Origin of the sequence: Streptomyces atratus, assembly GCF_014648655.1 — a bacterium.
In the GTDB taxonomy this organism is placed as follows: domain Bacteria; phylum Actinomycetota; class Actinomycetes; order Streptomycetales; family Streptomycetaceae; genus Streptomyces; species Streptomyces atratus.
The window spans coordinates 1-20,491 of sequence record NZ_BMRN01000051.1 but is presented as its reverse complement, the minus strand read 5'-3'; the positions used below and the strand labels follow the sequence as shown (position 1 = coordinate 20,491).

18 protein-coding genes are annotated in these 20,491 nt (G+C 69.1%); 3 read left to right on the top strand and 15 right to left on the bottom strand.

Features of this window, described 5'->3' with window-relative positions; genetic code table 11:
- Positions 1-42: 42 nt before the first annotated feature.
- The 7 genes from IEZ15_RS37780 to IEZ15_RS37750 form a co-directional block, all read right to left on the bottom strand.
- Positions 43-2,892: a right-handed parallel beta-helix repeat-containing protein gene (locus IEZ15_RS37780; protein WP_229846384.1), complete on the bottom strand. Its 2,850-nt coding sequence runs from the start codon at positions 2,890-2,892 to the stop codon at positions 43-45.
- Positions 2,893-3,119: 227 nt separating this feature from the next.
- A complete protein-coding gene (gene hemB, locus IEZ15_RS37775; RefSeq protein ID WP_189281504.1) occupies positions 3,120-4,115 on the bottom strand; it encodes a porphobilinogen synthase in 996 nt (331 codons plus the stop codon).
- Positions 4,116-4,239: 124 nt separating this feature from the next.
- Positions 4,240-5,910 (bottom strand): bifunctional uroporphyrinogen-III C-methyltransferase/uroporphyrinogen-III synthase, encoded by a 1,671-nt coding sequence (locus IEZ15_RS37770; RefSeq protein ID WP_189281502.1) that lies wholly within the window; start codon positions 5,908-5,910, stop codon positions 4,240-4,242.
- Entirely contained in the window at positions 5,907-6,893 is a 987-nt protein-coding gene (hemC, locus tag IEZ15_RS37765) for a hydroxymethylbilane synthase (protein WP_189281500.1), read from the bottom strand. The genes IEZ15_RS37770 and hemC overlap by 4 nt, the downstream gene beginning before the upstream one ends.
- Positions 6,890-8,383 (bottom strand): glutamyl-tRNA reductase, encoded by a 1,494-nt coding sequence (locus IEZ15_RS37760; RefSeq protein ID WP_189281498.1) that lies wholly within the window; start codon positions 8,381-8,383, stop codon positions 6,890-6,892. The genes hemC and IEZ15_RS37760 overlap by 4 nt, the downstream gene beginning before the upstream one ends.
- Positions 8,380-9,147 carry a redox-sensing transcriptional repressor Rex gene (locus tag IEZ15_RS37755; RefSeq protein ID WP_114245168.1) on the bottom strand — a complete coding sequence of 256 codons (768 nt, stop codon included), beginning with the start codon at positions 9,145-9,147 and terminating at the stop codon, positions 8,380-8,382. The genes IEZ15_RS37760 and IEZ15_RS37755 overlap by 4 nt, the downstream gene beginning before the upstream one ends.
- A 271-nt stretch (positions 9,148-9,418) precedes the next feature.
- The gene (locus IEZ15_RS37750) at positions 9,419-9,694 is read right to left on the bottom strand and encodes a glutaredoxin family protein (RefSeq protein ID WP_189281496.1); all 276 of its coding nucleotides are present in this window, start codon (positions 9,692-9,694) and stop codon (positions 9,419-9,421) included.
- Positions 9,695-9,865: 171 nt separating this feature from the next.
- On the opposite strand from IEZ15_RS37750, the gene IEZ15_RS37745 reads away from it, so the two are divergent.
- The 3 genes from IEZ15_RS37745 (at position 9,866) to IEZ15_RS37735 (ending at position 13,379) form a co-directional block, all read left to right on the top strand.
- Positions 9,866-10,819, top strand: a complete 954-nt coding sequence (locus tag IEZ15_RS37745) for an HAD family hydrolase (protein WP_189281494.1) — start codon at positions 9,866-9,868, stop codon at positions 10,817-10,819.
- 367 nt (positions 10,820-11,186) lie between these two features.
- Positions 11,187-11,963: an ECF subfamily RNA polymerase sigma factor, BldN family gene (locus IEZ15_RS37740; RefSeq protein WP_114245171.1), complete on the top strand. Its 777-nt coding sequence runs from the start codon at positions 11,187-11,189 to the stop codon at positions 11,961-11,963.
- 225 nt (positions 11,964-12,188) lie between these two features.
- The gene (locus IEZ15_RS37735; protein WP_189281492.1) at positions 12,189-13,379 is read left to right on the top strand and encodes a DUF5667 domain-containing protein; all 1,191 of its coding nucleotides are present in this window, start codon (positions 12,189-12,191) and stop codon (positions 13,377-13,379) included.
- 104 nt (positions 13,380-13,483) lie between these two features.
- On the opposite strand, the gene IEZ15_RS37730 is transcribed toward IEZ15_RS37735, so the two are convergent.
- The 8 genes from IEZ15_RS37730 to IEZ15_RS37695 all read right to left on the bottom strand — a co-directional run bounded on the left by IEZ15_RS37730 (position 13,484) and on the right by IEZ15_RS37695 (position 20,368).
- A complete protein-coding gene (locus IEZ15_RS37730; protein WP_189281490.1) occupies positions 13,484-14,551 on the bottom strand; it encodes a lysophospholipid acyltransferase family protein in 1,068 nt (355 codons plus the stop codon).
- 15 nt (positions 14,552-14,566) lie between these two features.
- Complete coding sequence (locus tag IEZ15_RS37725; protein ID WP_189281488.1) at positions 14,567-15,661, bottom strand: NAD-dependent epimerase/dehydratase family protein; 1,095 nt, start codon at positions 15,659-15,661, stop codon at positions 14,567-14,569.
- A 188-nt stretch (positions 15,662-15,849) separates the two neighbouring features.
- Complete coding sequence (locus IEZ15_RS37720; protein ID WP_003948845.1) at positions 15,850-15,948, bottom strand: 30S ribosomal protein bS22; 99 nt, start codon at positions 15,946-15,948, stop codon at positions 15,850-15,852.
- Positions 15,949-16,058: 110 nt separating this feature from the next.
- On the bottom strand, positions 16,059-16,271 hold the full coding sequence (locus tag IEZ15_RS37715; protein ID WP_014046653.1) for a helix-turn-helix domain-containing protein: 213 nt from the start codon (positions 16,269-16,271) through the stop codon (positions 16,059-16,061).
- Between the two features lie 128 nt (positions 16,272-16,399).
- Positions 16,400-17,215, bottom strand: a complete 816-nt coding sequence (locus IEZ15_RS37710) for a phosphatase (protein ID WP_189281486.1) — start codon at positions 17,213-17,215, stop codon at positions 16,400-16,402.
- Between the two features lie 122 nt (positions 17,216-17,337).
- Complete coding sequence (locus IEZ15_RS37705; protein WP_189281485.1) at positions 17,338-18,510, bottom strand: acetoin utilization protein AcuC; 1,173 nt, start codon at positions 18,508-18,510, stop codon at positions 17,338-17,340.
- Positions 18,479-19,681: an MFS transporter gene (locus IEZ15_RS37700; RefSeq protein ID WP_189281483.1), complete on the bottom strand. Its 1,203-nt coding sequence runs from the start codon at positions 19,679-19,681 to the stop codon at positions 18,479-18,481. The genes IEZ15_RS37705 and IEZ15_RS37700 overlap by 32 nt, the downstream gene beginning before the upstream one ends.
- A 42-nt stretch (positions 19,682-19,723) precedes the next feature.
- Entirely contained in the window at positions 19,724-20,368 is a 645-nt protein-coding gene (locus IEZ15_RS37695) for an HAD family hydrolase (RefSeq protein WP_189281481.1), read from the bottom strand.
- Positions 20,369-20,491: the final 123 nt, after the last annotated feature.

Here is a 20,491-nt window from a genome sequence, read left to right as displayed (position 1 = left end):
ATCCCGCGCGACCCGGACGAAAGACCGTGCGGACGGTGCCCGCTACTGGATTCTGAAGCTGTCGACAATCATGTAGTCGCCCGTCTTCATCACGCCTTTGATGGTGTGCGCACCCGGAGCGAGCCCGGCCGCGCTGAAGACGGTCTTCTGATGGACACGTGTGGCGTTGTGGTTGTCGATCGTGCCCACGGACCGGCCGTCGATGAAGAGTTCGACCTCGCCCTCGTCGGTGTTGACCTGGGTGAGGAGATCGATCGCGGTCCCGTTGAAGGCGAGCTCGAAGGAGTCCCCCTTGTTCTGGGTGGCGTGCACGTCGTCGGCCCAGCCGCCCGCGCCGCCCCGGAACCTGTTCTTCCAGTCCCAGCCGGTGCCGGTGTAGACGACGCCGGACGTGTTGTTGATCTGCTGAACCGCGGTGGGCTTTCGCAGGGTCACCTCGACGGACGCCTGATTGCGCCAGACCTTCAGCACGGCATCGGCCCCGGGAGCGGTCCGGTTGTACGGGAGCCAGAAGCTGTTGCGGTCGGTGACCGGCCGGCCGTCGATCTCCCGGATGACGTCATTGGCGCGCAGCCCCTGCCGGTACGCCTCCGATGTGCTCGGCACGGAAGCGAGGTGCAGACCGTCGGTGTCGGTCAGTCCCGTGGCGGACTTGATCGTGTCGGAGTAGATCCGGGTGACCGGCACGCCCAGCAGCGGTTCCGGAAGGGCGTCGAGGGTGTCGGTTTCAGGAGTCTCCGTAGGCCAGGTCAGCGGCGGTGGGGTGGGGGATCCGGCCTTGCCGAAGCCGCCCATCGCGATGTTGCGGAAGCCGAGGGCCAGGGCGGGCGAATCGGGCTGGACGGTGTAGTCGAGCTTGGCCGGATCGTCGAACGGGGAGGCGCCGGTGAACTTCGGGTCGGCGATCACCGAACGGGTGTCCAGCCCGTTCGCCCGCCAGCCGTCGCCCAGGCCCTGGACGGCCTTGCCGTTGTTCCAGAACAGGTTGTCGTTGATGACGGGCCTGCTCCTGGCCATGTCGACCTGGATCAGGCTGTAGGGGGTGTCGGTGACGAAGACGTTCTTCTCGACGGTGTCGCCGCTGTCCGCGAACCAGACATGGAAGTGCGCGCCGCCGTTGACGAAGATGTTGTTGCGTACGGTCCGGTGGAAGCCCTCGCGAAGCTTGACCCCGCCGTTGAGCAGCAGATTGTCCTCGATGAGGTAGTTCGAGCTGCCGTCGTCGAGGTCTATGTCCCAGTGCGATGAGTGCCTGATCCGGTTGTGCCGGATGACCGTGGTCTCCATCGCGTCCAGCTTCGCGTACGACTTCTTCGTCGCGTCGTCGGCGTTCAGCGGCCAGAAGCGGTCCCGGCCCCAGGAGTTGAAGGGCCCGTGGTCGGAGGTCTCCTTGACGCAGTTGAAGATGTCGTTGTTCTCGATGAGGTGACCGCCCCAGGTGCCGTCGTTGATGTCGACACAGGCGCGGGGACCGTCATGCAGGGTGTTGCCGTCGACCGTGACACGGCGGCTCATCGATATCTGCACACCGGAGGACTGCTTCTCGAACTGTCCGTTGTCATGCATGAGGTTGTCGCGGATGCTGATGTCGCGCGGGTAGTTCTCGGTCTTGGGTCCGGGCCGGGTGTCGCTGATGGTCCTGCGCATGTTGTCCCAGGTGGACGGCTCACGGACCGCGTCGGGATTACCGATGACCGCGACGTCGGACGCCCCCGAGTGGCTGAACTCGTTGCCCGAGACGACATCCCGGCTGTTGTATCCGTCGATCAGGAGCGCGTTGCCGCCGAGCTGGTCGAAGCGCGAGGCGCGTACGGAGACGTTCTCGGTGTTCTTCAGATGGACGGCCGCCGCTCGCGCCAGAGCCCAGTCGCCGAGCTGGAGCTTCTCGTAGGGCGTGTTGAAGAGCGTGCGGTGGGTCCCGGTGAAGGTGAAGCCGGAGAAGGTCAGATGGCGCACGGCGTCGCGCGGCCCGCTGCCCTCCACCCTGATCAGCTCGTTCCGCTCGGCCGTCTCGATGCGGGCCCGGCCGGGATCGACTCCGGCGGGGGGATAGAAGTAGAGCTTTCCGGCAGGCTTGTCGTAGAACCACTCGCCGGGGGCGTCGAGTTCCTCGAAGACGTTCTCGACCATGCGGTACGTGTCATGCAGCCCGCTTCCCCGGTTGTTGTCGCCGACCCAGGCCAGCTCGGGTGTGCCGTCCGCCTTCACGCCGGTGACCTTGAAGGAGTTGCCGCCCCACATGCCGTCGTGCAGACCGCGTACCAGCGCCGTCGTCGGATTCTTCCAACGGGCCACGCGCTCCGGGGAGATGGCGTCGGGCGCGTACCCGCCGAGGATCGCGGTGCCCGGATCGTAGTCGGGGTAGCGGGCGAGCGTCTGGCGCTGCCCGTCGGCGAAGAGGCCGTCGAAGTCGAGGCCGGCTCCGATGTCCGCGACCTTGACCGAACCGGAGTAGGACCTCCAGCGGGGCGCGAGCGGACGGCCGCCGCTGATGACGACACGCTCACCGGGCGCCGCGAGGTACCGGACGGGGGCCTTGGCCGTACCGGAGTCGGCGGTGGTGAAGTTCAGCGTGGACCGCAGCCGGTACGTACCACCGTGCACCACGACATCGACCGGCCTCCTCTCCCGCGCGCCCCTGCCCAGCGACGCGCGGACGGCCTTCTGTGCCCTTTCCAGCGTTCGGAACGGCCTGGTCGCCGAGCCCTTGGCCCTGTCACTGCCGTCGGGCGCGACATGGAAGGTGATGCCCCCCTCGGCCCCGGCGCTCGCGGCGGCCGGCACGGCGGGCACCACCGCCATCCCGATGCCCAGCGCGGCTGTGGCCAGAACCGCGGTCAGCGCTGGGACCGGGGCGTGTGGTCGGTGACTCGAATCCGGGACGGTGCGCATAGGCACTCCTCATCGATAGTCGAGTCGGGTTGACTCGCATCGAAGTCAGGCATCCAACCTCTACGCCCAACTTCTCCAAGTTTTACAGCGGTTGTCGCGCCGCAAGCTATAAATACATCGGATGACCGTCAAGAGGTTGAACGAAAAGAGCCCCCGCCCGTCCCGATGTCGGGACGAGCGGGGGCTCGGGGGCTCACCAAGCCTCAGGCCTCAGGCCTCGTACTGGATCAGCGCCCCAGCCGCTGCGCGGCCTCCGTCGCCCAGTACGTCAGGATCATCTGCGCACCCGCGCGCCGGATCCCGGTCAGGCTCTCCATGATCGCCGCGTCCCGGTCGATCCAGCCCTTCTCGGCGGCGGCCTCGATCATCGCGTACTCACCGCTGATCTGGTACGCGGCGACCGGCACGTCCACCGAGTCGGCGACCTTGGCGAGGATGTCGAGGTACGGTCCGGCCGGCTTGACCATGACCATGTCGGCGCCCTCCTCGAGGTCGAGCGCCAGCTCGCGCAGGGACTCACGGGCGTTCGCCGGGTCCTGCTGGTACGTCTTGCGGTCGCCCTTGAGCGAGGAGCCGACGGCCTCGCGGAACGGCCCGTAGAACGCCGACGAGTACTTCGCCGTGTAGGCGAGGATCGAGACGTCCTCATGGCCCGTCCGGTCGAGCGCGTCGCGGACGACGCCGACCTGGCCGTCCATCATGCCGCTGGGGCCGACCACGTGGGCGCCCGCGTCGGCCTGGACCTGGGCCATCTCGGCGTAGCGCTCCAGCGTCGCGTCGTTGTCGACACGGCCGTCGGCGGTCAGGACGCCGCAGTGGCCGTGGTCGGTGTACTCGTCCAGGCACAGGTCCGACATGACGACGAGATCGTCACCGACCTCCTCGCGCACCGCACGCAGACCGACCTGGAGAATGCCGCCCGGGTCCGTGCCCGCCGTGCCCCGGGCGTCCTTCTTCTCGTCCGTGGGAACACCGAAGAGCATGATCCCGGAGACCCCGGCCGAGACCGCCTCGACGGCGGCCTTGCGCAGAGTGTCCAGGGTGTGCTGCTGGACGCCGGGCATGGCCGAGATGGCGACGGGCGCGTCGATGCCCTCGCGCACGAACGCGGGCAGGATCAGATTCGCCGGGTCGAGCCGTGTCTCGGCGACCATGCGCCGCATCGCCGGGGTCGTCCGCAGCCGCCGGGGGCGGGAGCCGGGGAAGTTTCCGTACACAGTCATGCTTCGAGACTAGACCCGTACACATCACCGTCTTACCGACACCTGTGCCGGGAAAGCGGCCCGGAAACGGTCAGGGGCCCGGCCGCCGAAGCAGCCGGACCCCTGGCACCGTCAACCGGGCCGATCAGGTCGTCGTACGACGCCGCCGCGCACCCGGACGCCGCTCGCTCGGCCGCGTCACCGGGTCACCGGCCACCTTCGCCGCCTCCCGGCGCTGCGCACCGAACTCGGCGAGGGCCTCGGCCAGCTTGTGCACCGAAGGCTCCGGCGACAGAACGTCGACGCGCAGGCCGTGCTCCTCGGCGGTCTTGGCCGTCGCCGGGCCGATACACGCGATGACCGTCACGTTGTGCGGCTTGCCAGCGATGCCGACGAGGTTCCGTACGGTCGACGACGAGGTGAAGAGCACCGCGTCGAAACCGCCGCCCTTGATGGCCTCACGCGTGTCGGAGGGCGGCGGCGAGGCGCGGACCGTGCGGTACGCGGTGACGTCGTCGACCTCCCAGCCCAGCTCGATGAGCCCGGCCACCAGCGTCTCGGTGGCGATGTCGGCGCGCGGCAGGAAGACGCGGTCGATCGGGTCGAAGACCGGGTCGTACGGCGGCCAGTCCTCCAGCAGACCGGCGGCGGACTGCTCACCGGACGGCACCAGGTCCGGCTTCACACCGAAGTCGACGAGCGCGGCAGCGGTCTGCTCGCCGACGGCCGCGACCTTGATCCCGGCAAAGGCACGGGCGTCGAGCCCGTACTCCTCGAACTTCTCCCGGACGGCCTTCACGGCATTGACGCTGGTGAAGGCGATCCACTCGTAGCGGCCCGTGACCAGGCCCTTGACCGCTCGCTCCATCTGCTGGGGCGTACGGGGCGGCTCGACGGCGATCGTCGGGACCTCGTGCGGCACGGCACCGTACGAACGAAGCTGGTCGGAGAGCGACGCCGCCTGCTCCTTGGTACGCGGGACGAGCACCTTCCAGCCGAACAGCGGCTTGGACTCGAACCACGCGAGCTGGTCGCGCTGGGCGGCGGAGCTGCGCTCACCGACCACGGCTATGACGGGCTGATGCCCGTCCGGTGACGGGAGGACCTTCGCCTGCTTCAGGACCTGGGCGATCGTGCCAAGGGTCGCCGTCCAGGTGCGCTGGCGGGTGGTCGTACCCGCCACCGTCACGGTCAGCGGGGTGTCGGGCTTACGGCCCGCCGAGACCAGCTCACCGGCGGCCGAGGCCACCGAGTCGAGGGTCGTCGAGACGACGGCCGTGGCATCGCTCGCGCCGACCTCGGTCCAGCACCGTTCCGAGGCGGTGCGGGCGTCGACGAACCGGACGTCGGCACCCTGCGCGTCACGCAGCGGCACACCGGCGTACGCGGGCACGCCCACGACGTTGGCGACACCCGGTACGACCTCGAAGGGGATACCGGCGGTGGCGCAGGCGAGCATCTCGGCGCCGGCGTTCCCGTCCAGTCCCGGGTCGCCCGAGACGGCACGGACGACCCGCCTGCCGCCCTTCGCTGCCTCCATGACAAGATTGGCCGCATCCCTGAGAACGGGAACACCGGCGGCTGTTGACTGTGCGTCAACAACCGTCAGCTCAGGCGCGCTTACGCCTGCCCGCGCATGGCAGCGAACGAAGCCGAGAACGTCCGGCTCGGCGACAAGGACGTCCGCGCTCGCGAGCGCCTCGACAGCGCGCAGAGTCAGCAGTCCCGGGTCGCCGGGACCGGCGCCGAGGAAGGTGACGTGCCCTTGTGCGGACAGGGCCGGAAAGTCGGATACGGCGGGGCCGGTGGGGCTCAAAGTGCTCGCTCCCCCATAAGACCGGCCGCACCCTTGGCGAGCATCTCGGACGCGAGTTCGCGACCGAGGGCCGCCGCGTCGTCGTGCGACGTGGGAACGGGACCGGTGGTGGACATCTGTACCAGCGAGGAACCGTCGGTGGAACCGACGACACCGCGCAGGCGCAGTTCATTGACAGCCTGTCCGTCGACCAGGAGGTCGGCCAGCGCACCCACAGGTGCGGAGCAACCGGCCTCCAGGGCGGCGAGCAGGGCACGCTCGGCGGTCACGGCGGCCCGGGTGTACGGGTCGTCGAGCTCGGCGAGCGCGGCGGCGAGGTCTGCGCTGGTCGCAGCGCATTCGATCGCCAGTGCTCCCTGGCCGGGAGCGGGCAGGACGGTGTCGACCGACAGGAAGTCGGTCACCTCACCGATCCGGCCGAGGCGGCTGAGTCCGGCCGCGGCGAGTACCACCGCGTCCAGCTCCCCGCTTCGTACAAATCCGATACGCGTATCGACGTTCCCCCGGATCGGCACGGTCTCGAAGTCGAGGCCGTGGTTACGGGCGTACGCGTTGAGCTGCGCCATGCGGCGCGGCGAGCCGGTGCCCACGCGGGCACCGGACGGCAACTGCTCGAAGGTCAGTCCGTCCCGCGCCACCAGTACGTCGCGCGGATCCTCGCGCACCGGTACGGCGGCCAGCACGAGGCCCTCGGGCTGGGCGGTCGGCAGGTCCTTGAGCGAGTGGACGGCGAAGTCCACCTCGCCGCGCAGCAGCGCGTCGCGCAGCGCCGCGACGAACACACCGGTGCCGCCGATCTGCGAGAGGTGCTCCCGGGAGGTGTCGCCGTACGTGGTGATCTCGACGAGCTCGACGGCGCGCCCGGTCACCTCGCTGACCGCGTCGGCGATGAGGCCGGACTGCGCCATGGCGAGCTTGCTGCGCCGGGTCCCCAGCCGCAGCGGCTTGGTGGCCCCCGCGCCCAGGGGTGAGTTGTCGGTCATGACCGCCCTCGATTCGGGTCGTTCAGGTCTGCCCGGGAGACGGCGGCGACCGTCTGCGGGTCGAGGTCGAAGAGTTCCCGCAGCGCATCGGCGTACCCGGCGCCGCCGGGCTCGCTGGCGAGCTGCTTGACCCGCACGGTGGGCGCGTGCAGGAGCTTGTCGACGACGCGGCGCACGGTCTGCGTGATCTCGGCGCGCTGCTTCTCGTCCAGGTCGGGGAGGCGTCCGTCGAGCCGCGCGATCTCGCCCGCGACCACTCCGGCGGCCATCGTGCGCAGGGCGACGACGGTCGGGGTGATGTGGGCGGCGCGCTGGGCGGCGCCGAAGGCGGCGACCTCGTCGGCGACGATGGTGCGCACCTGATCCACATCGGCGGCCATCGGGGCGTCCGCGGACGCCTCGGCGAGCGACTCGATGTCGACGAGGCGCACACCGTCGAGACGGGCGGTGGCTCCGTCGATGTCGCGCGGCATGGCCAGGTCGAGCAGGGCGAGGCGGACGGGGCCGGCGCCCTGGGCGGGCACGGTGGCCCGGCGGACGGCCTGGCGCACCGTACCGGCGCTGCCGTTCTCCACCCAGGCGGCGTGCCGGTCGGGGTCGGCGGGCGGCGCGGGAACGGACGCGGCGGGAGCCTCGTGCGCGGGGGCGAAGGTCAGGCCGAGCGCTCCGGCGACGGCCTCGGCGGTCAGCACGAGACCCGTGGCGCCGGTGCACGAGACGACGACATCGGCACGTGTCAGTTCGTCGGAGACCGCGGCCATCTCCACGGCGTGAGCGGCCACTCCCGTACCGCCGGGCTGGCCCAGGATCTCGACGAGCCGGTCGGCGCGGGCCCGGGTCCGGTTGGCGACGACGATCTCGGCGACGCCGGTACGGGCCAGCGTGGCGGCGGCCAGCGAGGACATCGAGCCTGCGCCGATCACCAGGGCACGCTTGCCCCTGGCCCAGTCGGCGACATCCGCACCGGCCGCGAGCTGTTCGAGACCGAAGGTGACGAGCGACTGTCCGGCCCGGTCGATCCCGGTCTCGCTGTGGGCACGCTTGCCGACCCGCAGGGCCTGCTGGAACAGGTCGTTCAGCAGCCGGCCGGCGGTGTGGAGCTCCTGCCCCAGCGCCAGCGCGTCCTTGATCTGGCCGAGGATCTGGCCCTCGCCGACGACCATCGAGTCCAGCCCGCAGGCCACCGAGAAGAGGTGGTGGACGGCCCGGTCCTCGTAGTGCACATAGAGATACGGAGTGAGCTCGTCCAGCCCGACGCCGCTGTGCTGGGCGAGGAGCGTGGACAGCTCGGCGACGCCCGCGTGGAACTTGTCCACGTCGGCGTACAGCTCGATGCGGTTGCAGGTCGCCAGCACGGTGGCCTCGGCCGCGGGCTCCGCGGCGAGGGTGTCCTGGAGGAGCTTGGCCTGCGTCTCGGCAGCCAGCGAGGCCCGCTCCAGCACGGAGACGGGGGCGCTGCGGTGGCTCAGCCCTACGACAAGAAGACTCATGCCGGCATCACGGCGGGCATGTCCCCGTCAGGTCCCTTCCGGCCGCCGACGGCCGCGCGCACAGGCGGCGCGGCCTGGTCCGGGCTGCTCTCGGTGGCATCCTCGCCGGCCTTGCGCTGCTCATGGAAGGCGAGGATCTGAAGCTCGATGGACAGGTCGACCTTGCGCACGTCGACGCCGTCGGGCACGGAGAGCACCGTCGGCGCGAAGTTCAGGATGGAGGTGACGCCCGCGGCGACGAGCCGGTCACAGACCTGCTGAGCGGCACCGGCCGGGGTCGAGATGACACCGATCGACACGCCGTTGTCGCCGACGATCTTCTCCAGTTCGTCGGCGTGCTGCACGGGGATCCCGGCGACAGGCGTTCCGGCCATCGCGGGGTCGGCGTCGATCAGTGCGGCGACCCGGAAACCACGGGAGGCGAAGCCGCCGTAGTTGGCGAGCGCGGCACCGAGGTTACCGATACCGACGATCACGACCGGCCAGTCCTGGGTGAGCCCGAGTTCGCGGGAGATCTGGTAGACGAGATACTCGACGTCGTACCCGACACCACGCGTCCCGTAGGACCCGAGGTAGCTGAAGTCCTTGCGCAGCTTGGCAGAGTTGACCCCCGCCGCCGCGGCGAGCTCCTCGGACGAGACCGTGGGAACCGAGCGCTCGGAGAGCGCGGTCAGTGCGCGAAGGTACAGCGGAAGTCGGGCGACGGTGGCCTCGGGAATTCCTCGGCTACGGGTCGCCGGTCGGTGATTTCGGCCAGTTGCCACGGTGCTCCTGCGGGATGAGCGGGGCTGCAGGCGGCCGTATGTCCCAAGGCCGCCCCGTCGAATGCAGGCTATGTCTTTGTGAACGCGTGCACAAAGATGGTGTCCGTTTTGTCCGGTCAAAGTGACCGGGGTCACGCACATTCGTCGTGCGATCCCGGAACCAAGGATCGCATCAACCCGTTGCAGGCCCGAAGGGGGCAAAGCCGCACACACTCCTCACAACCACTCCCCCGAGAGCACTCAAAACGCCCACGATGGTAACCGCGTTTCCTCACGAACGCAGTGCGTTGCGCAGCCTCGCCGGGTCCACCCTCCAGAACGTGTGCTGTTCGTTATCAATCAGGACAACCGGGATCTGCTCCCAGTACTCCCGGTGCAGCCCCTCGTCCTGGGTGATGTCCTTCTCCTCCCAGGACGCACCGGTCTCCATACAGACCTCCCGCACCACCGCCCTCGCGTCGTCGCAGAGGTGACATCCGGGTTTCCCGACCAGGGTCACCACCCGGTCCGCGGGCTTCTTCTTCGTACGTCGCAGCAGGGCACTCATGCCTTCATTCTGCGCCGGAAAGAGACCACCCCTCCGCCCCGGAAGGGAGTCACTTCCCCCTTTGATCCGAAACGCCCCGAATCGCCCGTTTAACAAATCGGCAGCCGAGAGTTCACGGCACGGCATCCCAGCAGGTCGGGAAGGGCCGAACCGACTGGCTATGCTCACGGCATGGCCGCTCTTGGATGGCTCACACCCCGTAGGCGCCCCGCAACAGCACGGAGCGTGCTGGCAGGCGAGGCAGCAGCTGAGGCAGCGCGGAAGTCCTCCCTCCCCGACGATCAGTCCTCCGCCACCGACCAGGACACCTCTGTCCTCACCGCGACCGAGGAACCGCCCTTCCCGGTCGTCGGTGACGACCGGGCCGCCGCCTTCTTCGACCTGGACAACACCGTGATGCAGGGCGCGGCAATCTTCCACTTCGGCCGCGGCCTGTACAAGCGGAAGTTCTTCCAGCGCCGCGAGCTGACCAGGTTCGCCTGGCAGCAGGCCTGGTTCAGGCTGGCCGGCGTCGAGGACCCGGAACACATGCAGGACGCCCGCGACAGCGCCCTGTCCATCGTCAAGGGCCACCGCGTCTCCGAGCTGATGTCCATCGGCGAGGAGATCTACGACGAGTACATGGCCGACCGGATCTGGCCCGGCACCCGCGCACTCGCCCAGGCCCACCTCGACGCCGGACAGCGGGTCTGGCTGGTCACCGCCGCCCCGGTGGAGACCGCCACGATCATCGCCCGCCGCCTCGGCCTGACCGGCGCACTCGGCACGGTCGCCGAATCCGTCGACGGCGTCTACACCGGCCGTCTGGTCGGCGAGCCGCTGCACGGCCCCGCGAAGGCCGAGGCGGTCCGCGCCCTGGCGGCGGCCGAGGGTCTGGACCTCGACCGCTGTGCGGCGTACAGCGATTCGCACAACGACATCCCGATGCTGTCCCTGGTCGGACACCCGTACGCGATCAACCCGGACGCCAAGCTCCGCAAGCACGCCCGCGCACTCGACTGGCGGCTGCGGGACTACCGGACGGGCCGCAAGGCGGCCAAGGTCGGCATCCCGGCCGCGGCCGGCGTGGGCGCCCTCGCAGGCGGCACCGCGGCCGCCGTCGCCCTGCACCGCCGCCGCCGCTGACGCACACCCGTTCGCGCCCCCGCCGGATCCCGCCGCGGGCCGCCGAGCCACGCCCGGACGCCCGCCGCCGATCGGGACCCCTTACCCAGCGACCGCTCCCGCCAGTCGGATTGCTCGCGCCCGACCACAACCCGTCGTACCCGCAGGCAGATCACGAAGTAATCCGATCAATAACCGGTCACGATGTGCTACTTGATGCATCGATTAGTCGCTACAGAAACGACGTAATCGGTGATTTTAGCAACTGGGTGTAGCACTGCCTGTACGAAGCGTTATTCTCCTCAGACGCATTCCGGAACCCACCACTCACTACGACGAGTGACGGTTCCGCACTGAACGTGATGGAAGCTCTGCCTCTGGGAGTCCCGTGTACCCACACGTCGGGGTTGACGCCTCGGGCCTGGCTACGCTGCGCGCAACGGTCGCCGACCGCTTGCGCGGCTTCGTCCCCACCGCGTACGCCGTACCCGCATTTGCCACCCCTGCACCTGTCGGCCCTTGCTACGCCCTGGCCGAACGCGGTGCGGCGGTCGGAAGACGCAGCAACCGCGGCGCAACTACTACGTCCACCGTTCGCCGGCCCACCGCCGACAGCGACAGCGCGCGCATGATGGATCTCGTCGAGCGCGCACAGGCCGGCGAGGCTGACGCCTTCGGCCGCCTCTACGACCAGTACAGCGACACCGTCTACCGCTACATCTACTACCGCGTGGGCGGCAAGGCGACGGCGGAGGACCTCACGAGTGAGACCTTCCTGCGCGCCCTGCGCCGCATCTCCACGTTCACCTGGCAGGGCCGCGACTTCGGTGCCTGGCTGGTCACGATCGCCCGCAACCTGGTCGCCGACCACTTCAAGTCCAGCCGCTTCCGGCTGGAGGTGACCACCGGCGAAATGCTCGATGCCAACGAGGTCGAGCGCAGCCCGGAGGACTCCGTCCTGGAGTCTCTCTCCAACGCCGCACTGCTGCAGGCCGTGCGCCGGCTCAACCCCCAGCAGCAGGAGTGCGTGACCCTGCGTTTCCTGCAGGGCCTCTCGGTCGCCGAGACCGCCCGGGTCATGGGCAAGAACGAGGGCGCGATCAAGACCCTCCAGTACCGCGCCGTCCGCACCCTGGCCCGGCTCCTTCCGGACGATGTCCGCTGACCCCACTCCCGGCCGAATGACTCTCGGCGATATGTTCGCCACGCACTGGTCCGATCATCCTTCGTGCGTAACCCAAGTGCCGCGCCCCTCGTTGTGCCGGTTACAGGCCCCCTGTCGTCACCCCAAGTCCGCCGACACTCACTCTTTCGTGTGGAAGCGCTCAAGGTGTGCAACCATCCGGACCCCCAGGGGAGTCGACCGTCATGACGAGAGGAGGTGCCGCCAGTGATCGCAAACGTTTCGGCACACCGGCGGGCGAACGCCTTCGCCCAGGCCCTGGAGGAGCAGTCGCTCCGCGGTGCGGCGGCCGTACAGCCCGAGGAACCGGCCGAACCGGCCGACCACGGAACGCTGTTGGCCCTGGCGAACGGCCTCGGTGAGCTACCGCGGCCGGAGTTGGATCCCGAAGTCAAAGTGGTGCAGCGAGCCCAGCTCGTCGCCGCCATGGAAGCCATGTTCGCCGAGGGCGAAGCGTCCGCGGGCCCTACGGTGCCCGAGCAACGGACCAAGGGGGCCCACCGGGCCTCCCCGCTCCGGAAATTGCGTCCGCGCTCACGCTGGACGAAGGGCCTCGCGGCCGGCGGACTCACCGTCGGTGTGGCGGCGGGAGCCTTCGGCGGAGTGGCCGCTGCCAGCTCCGACGCCCTGCCGGGTGATTCGCTGTACGGGCTCAAGCGCGGCATGGAAGACATCCACCTCGGCATGGCCAGCGGCGATGCCGACCGCGGCGAGGTCTACCTCGACCAGGCATCGACCCGGCTCAGCGAAGCCCGCCGGCTGATGGAGCGCGCCCGCTCCGGCGATCTGGACCACGAACAGCTCGGCGAGGTCAGGCGCACGCTCAACGGCATGACGGACGATGCCACCGAGGGCCACCGTCTGCTCCACTCCGCCTACCAACGGAACGGCGCCATCGGCCCGATCCAGACCCTGGAGTCCTTCTCCCGCTCGCACCGCGACAGCTGGAGCAGCCTGCGCGACCGGCTGCCCGTACAGCTGACCGATGTCGGCGACCAGGTCAGCTCGGTCTTCGACGCCATAGACGAAGAGGTCGAACCGCTGCAGTCGCTGCTGCCCCGCACCCCGGACAGGCGCAGCGGTTCCCAGCAGTCGGACGAAACGGAGCAGGGCACGGGACCGTCCCATGCGGACCGGTCCTCGCCCTCGTCACCGGAGGCCTCACAGGGCCGTACGGGCGACAGTGCCTCGCCCCAACCGTCCGACTCCGGCAGCACCCCGTCCGACAGCCTGATCACCGGCGGCACGGACGGCCTCCTCGGTACCCCGCCCCCGGGCACCACCCCGTCCACCGACGGCCGGACCAGCCCACCGCCCACCCCGGACGTAACGCTGCCCCCGCTCCTCCCCGGCCTGCTCCCTGGCCTGGGAGTCAACGGCGAGGACCCGAACGACTAGCGCAACCCTCAGTCGCCGGACGGGCATTCGGCACCATCGAGCCCGTCCGGCGACTGAGGACATGGCGCCCACCGGACGCCCCCGGCACTCCTCGCGCGCACCCCTCAGAAGAACACCGACCTCCGCTGCACCAACAACTTGTACAGCGTGTGCTGAATCTGCTCCCGCACCTGATCCGTCAGATTGAACATCAGCATCGGATCCTCCGCCGCCTCCACCGGATACCCACTCGTGGGGATCGGCTCCCCGAACTGGATCGTCCACTTCGTCGGCAACGGCACCGCCCCGAGCGGCCCCAGCCAGGGAAACGTCGGCGTGATCGGGAAATACGGAAACCCCAGCAGCCGCGCCAGCGTCTTCGAGTTGCCGATCATCGGGTAGATCTCCTCCGCCCCCACGATCGAGCACGGAACGATCGGCACCCCGGCCCGCAATGCCGTGGAGACAAAGCCGCCCCGCCCGAAGCGCTGCAGCTTGTACCGCTCGCCGAACGGCTTGCCGATGCCCTTGAAGCCTTCCGGCATCACTCCGACGACCTCGCCCCGCCGCAGCAGCCGCTCCGCGTCCTCCGCACAGGCAAGCGTGTGCCCGGCCTTACGGGCAAGCTCGTTGACCACCGGCAGCATGAAGACGAGATCGGCGGCGAGCAGCCGCAGATGCCGTCCCGCCGGATGGTTGTCGTGCACGGCGACCTGGAGCATCAGCCCGTCGAGCGGCAGCGTCCCCGAGTGGTTGGACACGATGAGCGCCCCGCCGTCGGACGGGATGTTCTCAATGCCCTTCACCTCGACCCGGAAGTACTTCTCGTACATCGGCCGCAGCATCGACATCAGGACCTGATCGGTCAGCTCCTTGTCGTACCCGAAATCGTCGACGTCGTACTCACCGGTGACCCGTCGCCGCAGGAACGCGAGCCCTCCGGCGATCCGCCGGTCCCAGCCACCGCGCTCGGCCCCCTCCGGCGGCTGCCCGGCCTGCTGGGGCTCCTCCTGCGGCAGCGAGGCGTCCTGCTGCCCCGGAAGGGCGCTGACGGCCGCAGTACCGACCACGGAGGCCGCCGAGGGCCCCTGGCCCCGACTGCCGCCCCCTGCGGACCGGCGTCGCGCAGAGCGCGGCGAGCCGCCCGACCGCGAACGGTCGTCGTCGAACGGAATGACCTTGGCATCCGCCATCGTCGGTGCGCTCCTCTACCTGGCGCTGGGGGTCGGGTGTGTGTCGCCCGCCCCGATGATCCCCAAAACCTCGCCGGCCGCCCCGGCGAACGGCATGGCGGCCAGTCGGTCGACCGCCCTGCCCACCGCCTCCGGCGGCAGCAGTCCTGGCCCCTGGCTGCGCGCGAACTCCGCGAACGTCTCCGCGGTACTGAACTGCGGGTGGAAGCCCAGGGTCTCGCGCATCTGGACGGTGGAGACCACCCGGCCGTGGGTGAGCAGCCGGATCTGCTCCGGCGAGAAGTCCGTCATGCCGACCGTACGCAGCGCCTGGCCGACCCAGGTGACGGCGGGCAGCAGCAGCGGCATGGTCGGCCGCCCCAGCCGCCGCGAGCACTGCGAGAGCAGCAGCACGCCGTCCCCGGCAATGTTGAAGGTGCCGCTGTTCAGCGTCCCGCGCCTCGGCTCTCGCGAGGCGATTCCCAGTACGTCGACGACATCGTCCTCGTGCACGAACTGGAGCCTCGGGTCGTATCCGAACACCGTCGGCAGCACGGGCAGCGACAGATAGTCGGCGAGCGGCGAATCCGCCTCCGGCCCCAGGATGTTCGCGAACCTGAGCACGCACACGGCGACGTCCGGCCGACGGCGCGCGAAGCCCCGTACGTACCCCTCGACCTCCACCACGTCCTTGGCGAAGCCCCCGCTCGGCAGGGACTTGGGCGGGGTGGTCTCGGTGAAGACCGCAGGATCGCGAGGCGCGGAGCCGTACACATTCGTACTGGATTTGATCACCAGCCGTCGCACGCTCGGCGCCTTCTGGCAGGCACCGAGCAGCTGCATGGTGCCGATGACGTTGGTCTCCTTGACCGCCGTCCGGCCACCCGTGCCGACCGTCTTGGCGGATACGTCCAGATGGACGACCGTGTCGACGGAGTGCTCCGCAAGGACTCTGGCGATCGCGGGCTGGCGGATGTCCGCGCGGACGAAGTCGGCGTCGCCCAACTGGTGTCCGGGCGCGACCGCGTCCACGGCGATCACCCGGTCCACTTCCGGATCACGCTGGATGCGCCGCACGAATCGGCCGCCCAGTTGCCGGGCCGCTCCCGTGACCAGCACGACCTTCCCCAAGATCAGCGCCTTCCGTCGAAAGGTTTCCCCTGGCCGTCACCGTAGCGGGTGGATGTTGCCCTGTGATGACCGCACGGCGGCCTTCCACCAAGTCTTTGGCCCGAATGCGCGTACGTGCCGCCCCACAACGCACCGCAGCCCTCCCGCCATGTCGGCGGGAGGGCTGCGGATTCACGAACTGCGTTCGCTTACTTCTTGTTGCGACGCTGAACGCGCGTGCGCTTGAGCAGCTTGCGGTGCTTCTTCTTGGCCATCCGCTTGCGCCGCTTCTTGATAACAGAGCCCACGACTACCCTCGCTCACTTCTTCTTCACTGGTGCGGGGCGTCTGGGCCCACACGACCTACGTCGGCCTAGCCTACCCGCCACCGCGTGAGGGGCGTAATCCGAGGTGAACCTCAGGCGGACTCCACCCCCACAAAGGACTCGCGGAGATACTCGTGAACCGCTTGCTCCGGAACCCGGAAGGACCTTCCCACCCGGATCGCCGGCAGATGACCGCTGTGCACCAATCGGTACACCGTCATCTTCGACACCCTCATGACCGAGGCGACTTCCGCCACAGTCAGAAACTTGACCTCGTTCAGAGGCCTCTCGCTGCCAGCAGCCATGACCCACCTGTACCTTCCGCACGAGACGCGCACCGGCTTCCCCTCCGGTGACTCTTCGTCGTTGTGCGCTCACTCCCCAGATTAGGGGCGCGTGATGCGAGTGGGGAAGAGGAGAGACGATCGGCCGCCTACTGTGACAGACACGCCCGATTGAGTACATAGCGAGTGAGCGGCCGGTAGTAGGCGGACCGCACGGCATCGTCGAGCGGAACGGCGACCGACACCCGCCCCTCGGCCTCCCCGACGAACAGCGCCGGATCGTCCGTATCCGCGAGTCCGATCGCCTCGATGCCCAGCTGACCTGCCCCGCAGACCCATCCGTGGTCCCCTACGACCAGCTCCGGCAGCCGCCCGCAACCTTCCGCGGCCGCCTCCAGAGCTACCCGGACCGGCAACGGCGAATGGGTGTGTGCGCCGGTGTCACCACCAGGAGCCCGCGCTCCGGTTTCGCGCACCATCGCAACACCTCGTACGTAGTCGAGGCTGTACGTGCGTACTCCGAACCGGGCCGTTATGTCGATACATCTCCCCTGCGCGGGGGTGAGTACGGGGCACCCGGCCGCCGACATGGCGTCTGCCAGCTCTGCGTAGAAGCCGAGCAGCCGGTGCGGATGACCGGTTCCGAACAGCACCGGCGCCCGCCGGACCGCGGCGTACGACAGCCGCACGGCAAAGGCATCCAGACCTGCCAGGGTCCGCTCCGGATCGATCACATCAGGGCCCGAGACATGAGCTGGATCGTCCGACACCCCGCACTTGTCGGCCATGAGACGGAGAAGGTCGGGCTCTTTCCAGCCCCGCTCGGGGTCGAGGCCGAGCATCACCCGCGGGTCGCGGGCCGCGAAGAGCCGATAGCTCTGCAGACTCACCTCCCTCGGCGTGGCCACGGGCCCGGCCAGCCGGGCCGCCAGCAGATGCGCACGCAGCGCTCCGGTGCTCAACACCCCACCGATGCTCCCCGAATCACCCGGACGGGGGGCCAGAAGCCCGGTTGCACCCCACAATTGGCGTAACCATTCCTCACCGCCGCACGGAAACGGCCACACCTCGACCGTCCCCGCCTGCCTCAGGCCAGCAGTCCCCGCAACGGGAACGCCGCCCGCCTGGTCGCCAGCACCGCCTGATCGAGCCGGTCCGCGGGGTCGTACCCCTCCTCCCACGACTTCCAGGAAGGAGTACGCCCGTCCGTCATCCGGGCCGGCCCCAGCTGCCGCGTCCTGGCATAGACCTCGTCCCGCCACGAGGACGGAATCACCGACTCCGGGTCCACCGGCGCATGCGCGGCGATCCCCACCAGATGTGTCCAGGACCGCGGCACCACATCGACCACCGCATATCCGCCCCCGCCGAGCGCCACCCAGCGCCCGCCCTCCGCGTACTCATGGGCGAGTTCGTGACAGGCCGTCATCACCACTCGCTGCGCGTCCAACGACACCGCGAAATGAGCGAGGGGATCCTCGAAATGCGTATCGGCCCCGTGCTGACTCACCAGCACCTGCGGCCGGAAGTCCGCCAACAGCTCCGGCACCACAGCGTGGAACGCCCGCAGCCATCCCGCGTCCCCCGTACCGGCCGGCAGCGCCACATTCACCGCACTGCCCTCACCCACGCCGGAGCCGGTCTCCTCCGGCCAGCCGGTCTGCGGGAAGAGCGTGCGCGGGTGCTCGTGCAGCGACACGGTCAGGACCCGCGGATCCTCCCAGAAGGCCGCCTGCACCCCGTCCCCGTGGTGCACATCCACATCGATGTACGCGACCCGCTCGGCACCCAGCTCCAGCAGCCGCGCGATGGCGAGCGCCGGATCGTTGTAGATGCAGAACCCCGCCGCACCGCCCGGCATGGCGTGATGCAGCCCGCCCGCGAAGTTCACGGCATGCGCGGTGTCACCGCGCCACACCGCCTCGGCTGCCCCCACCGACTGCCCGGCAATCAGCGCCGACACCTCATGCATCCCCGCGAACGCGGGATCGTCCACAGTCCCGAGACCGTAGTTCTGGTCGGCGCGCTTCGGATCCACCGAGGCGGCGCGTACGGCGGCCACGTAGTCCTCGCGGTGCACCAGCCGCAGCGTGGACTCCCCGGCGGGCTTGGCCGCCACCACATCCACCGCACGGTCCAGTCCGAACGCCCGCACCAGCCCCATCGTCAGGGCGAGTCTGACGGGGTCCATCGGATGGCTTTCCCCGAAGTCGTATCCCGTTACTGCGTCATCCCACATCAACTGTGTGCGGCCGCTCATGCCCGCCACCGTATCGGGCAGGCTCCGCGCCGAACGACTTGGCGTACACGAGCGTCGCGAGCACCAACACCATCGGCACGAGCATCGCCCCCCGATAGCTCCAGGCGTCCCCCAGCGCCCCCACCAGCGGCGACCCCACCAGGAATCCCACGTAATTGAAGACGTTCAGCCGCGCGATGGCCGTATCACTCACCCCGGGGAACATCCGCCCGGCAGCGGCGAACGTCTGCGGCACGATCACGCACAGCCCGAGCCCCAGCAGGGTGAACCCGAGCATCCCGACCCACGCCCCACCGGCCACCGCCACCACACCGAACCCGGCAGCAGCCAGCACACTCCCGAACCGCACCACGACCACAGCCCCGAACCGCCGCACCCCGAAGTCCCCGACAGCCCGCCCCAGCAGCGTCGTCACCATGTAGACGTTGTACGGAACGGTCGACAGCTGCTCCGAGCTTCCCAGCACGTCCTGAAGATACTTGGCGCTCCAGTTGGACACCGTCGAGTCCCCGATGTAGGCGAAGCTCATCACCAGACAGAGCGGCATCAGCAACTTGAAGGGGACCGAAGCGGCCCCCTTCCCCTGCGCCTCTCCCGGGCTCTCCACCGACGCGCCGTCGACATACCACCGGCTCCCGATGAACGCGACGGGCAGCAGCACAACAACCGCCGGCAGGTACGAGGCCGGCAGCGAGAGATCCCAATGCGCCCCGGCCCACGCCATGGACGCCCCGGCGATCCCGCCCAGGCTGTACGCGGCATGGAACCCGAGCATGATGGAACGCCCGTACGCCCGCTGAAGGCTGACCCCCATCATGTTCATGGAGGCATCGAGCGCCCCGACGGCAACCCCGAACACACCGAGCGCCAGGGCCGCCTCCCACAACGCGTTACCGGCCCCGACACCGAGCAGCGCAAGCAGCACAACGGGCTGCGCCCACCTCAGTACGCCCCCGGGCCACACCCGCGCGACCACCTTCTCGGTGACCACGCTGCCCACCCCGGCCAGGATCGGCACCGCGGCCAGGAACAACGGCAACAGCCCGTCGGATATCCCGTACCGGTCCTGGATGGCGGGAATCCGCGTCACGAGCAGAGCAAAGGTGACTCCCTGCACGAAGAAGCTCAACGCGAGGGAGGCCCTGCCGTGCCGCAAACGAGCATCTGCCATGGCCGCGAGCGTAGGGCCAGTCTCTACCCATGGGTAGATGGATCAGGCGAGCAATTCCCGCAGTTGACTCATGTCGGAGAAGTGCCCGGTCACCCCGGCGAGCCGGTCCGCCGGCATCATCGACGTAAACCCGTACACATCCATCCCTGCGGCCCTGGCCGCCTCCACTCCGAGCGGGCTGTCCTCGATGACGACGCACCGCTCGGGGGGTACGCCCATCCGCTCGGCGGCGCGGAGGAACAGATCGGGCGCCGGCTTTCCGTGCCCTACATCCTCCGCGCTGAAGATCCACTCCTCCTCGAACCACTGGTCGAGCCCGGTCTTGCGATGCCCGACCCTGATCCGCTCATGGTTGCTGGAGGACGCGACGCAGTAGGCGACCCCGTCGGCGACAAGCTTCCCCAGCACATCGTCGACACCCGCCACCGGCTCCAGCTCCTGCTGGAACGCAGCGAAGACCCGTGAGTGAAGCGTCTCGTCGAAGTCCGCGGGCAGCTTCTCCCCGGTCCTCTCCTCGACGAGATCGTGCACCCGGTGCACGGCAGCCCCCATGTAGTCGCGAAGACACTCCTGGTACGAGGTGGGGTGACCGAGCTCCGTGAGGTACTCGGCCAGGATGGTGTTGGAGATCGGCTCGCTGTCCACGAGCACACCGTCGTTGTCGAAGATGACCAGTTCGTAGCGCATGGTTCGAGCCTAGACGCTCAGAACGCAGAAAAGCCCCGTGCCACAAGGGCACGGGGCTTTCCCGTAAAAGGAGTTCGGCGGCGTCCTACTCTCCCACAGGGTCCCCCCTGCAGTACCATCGGC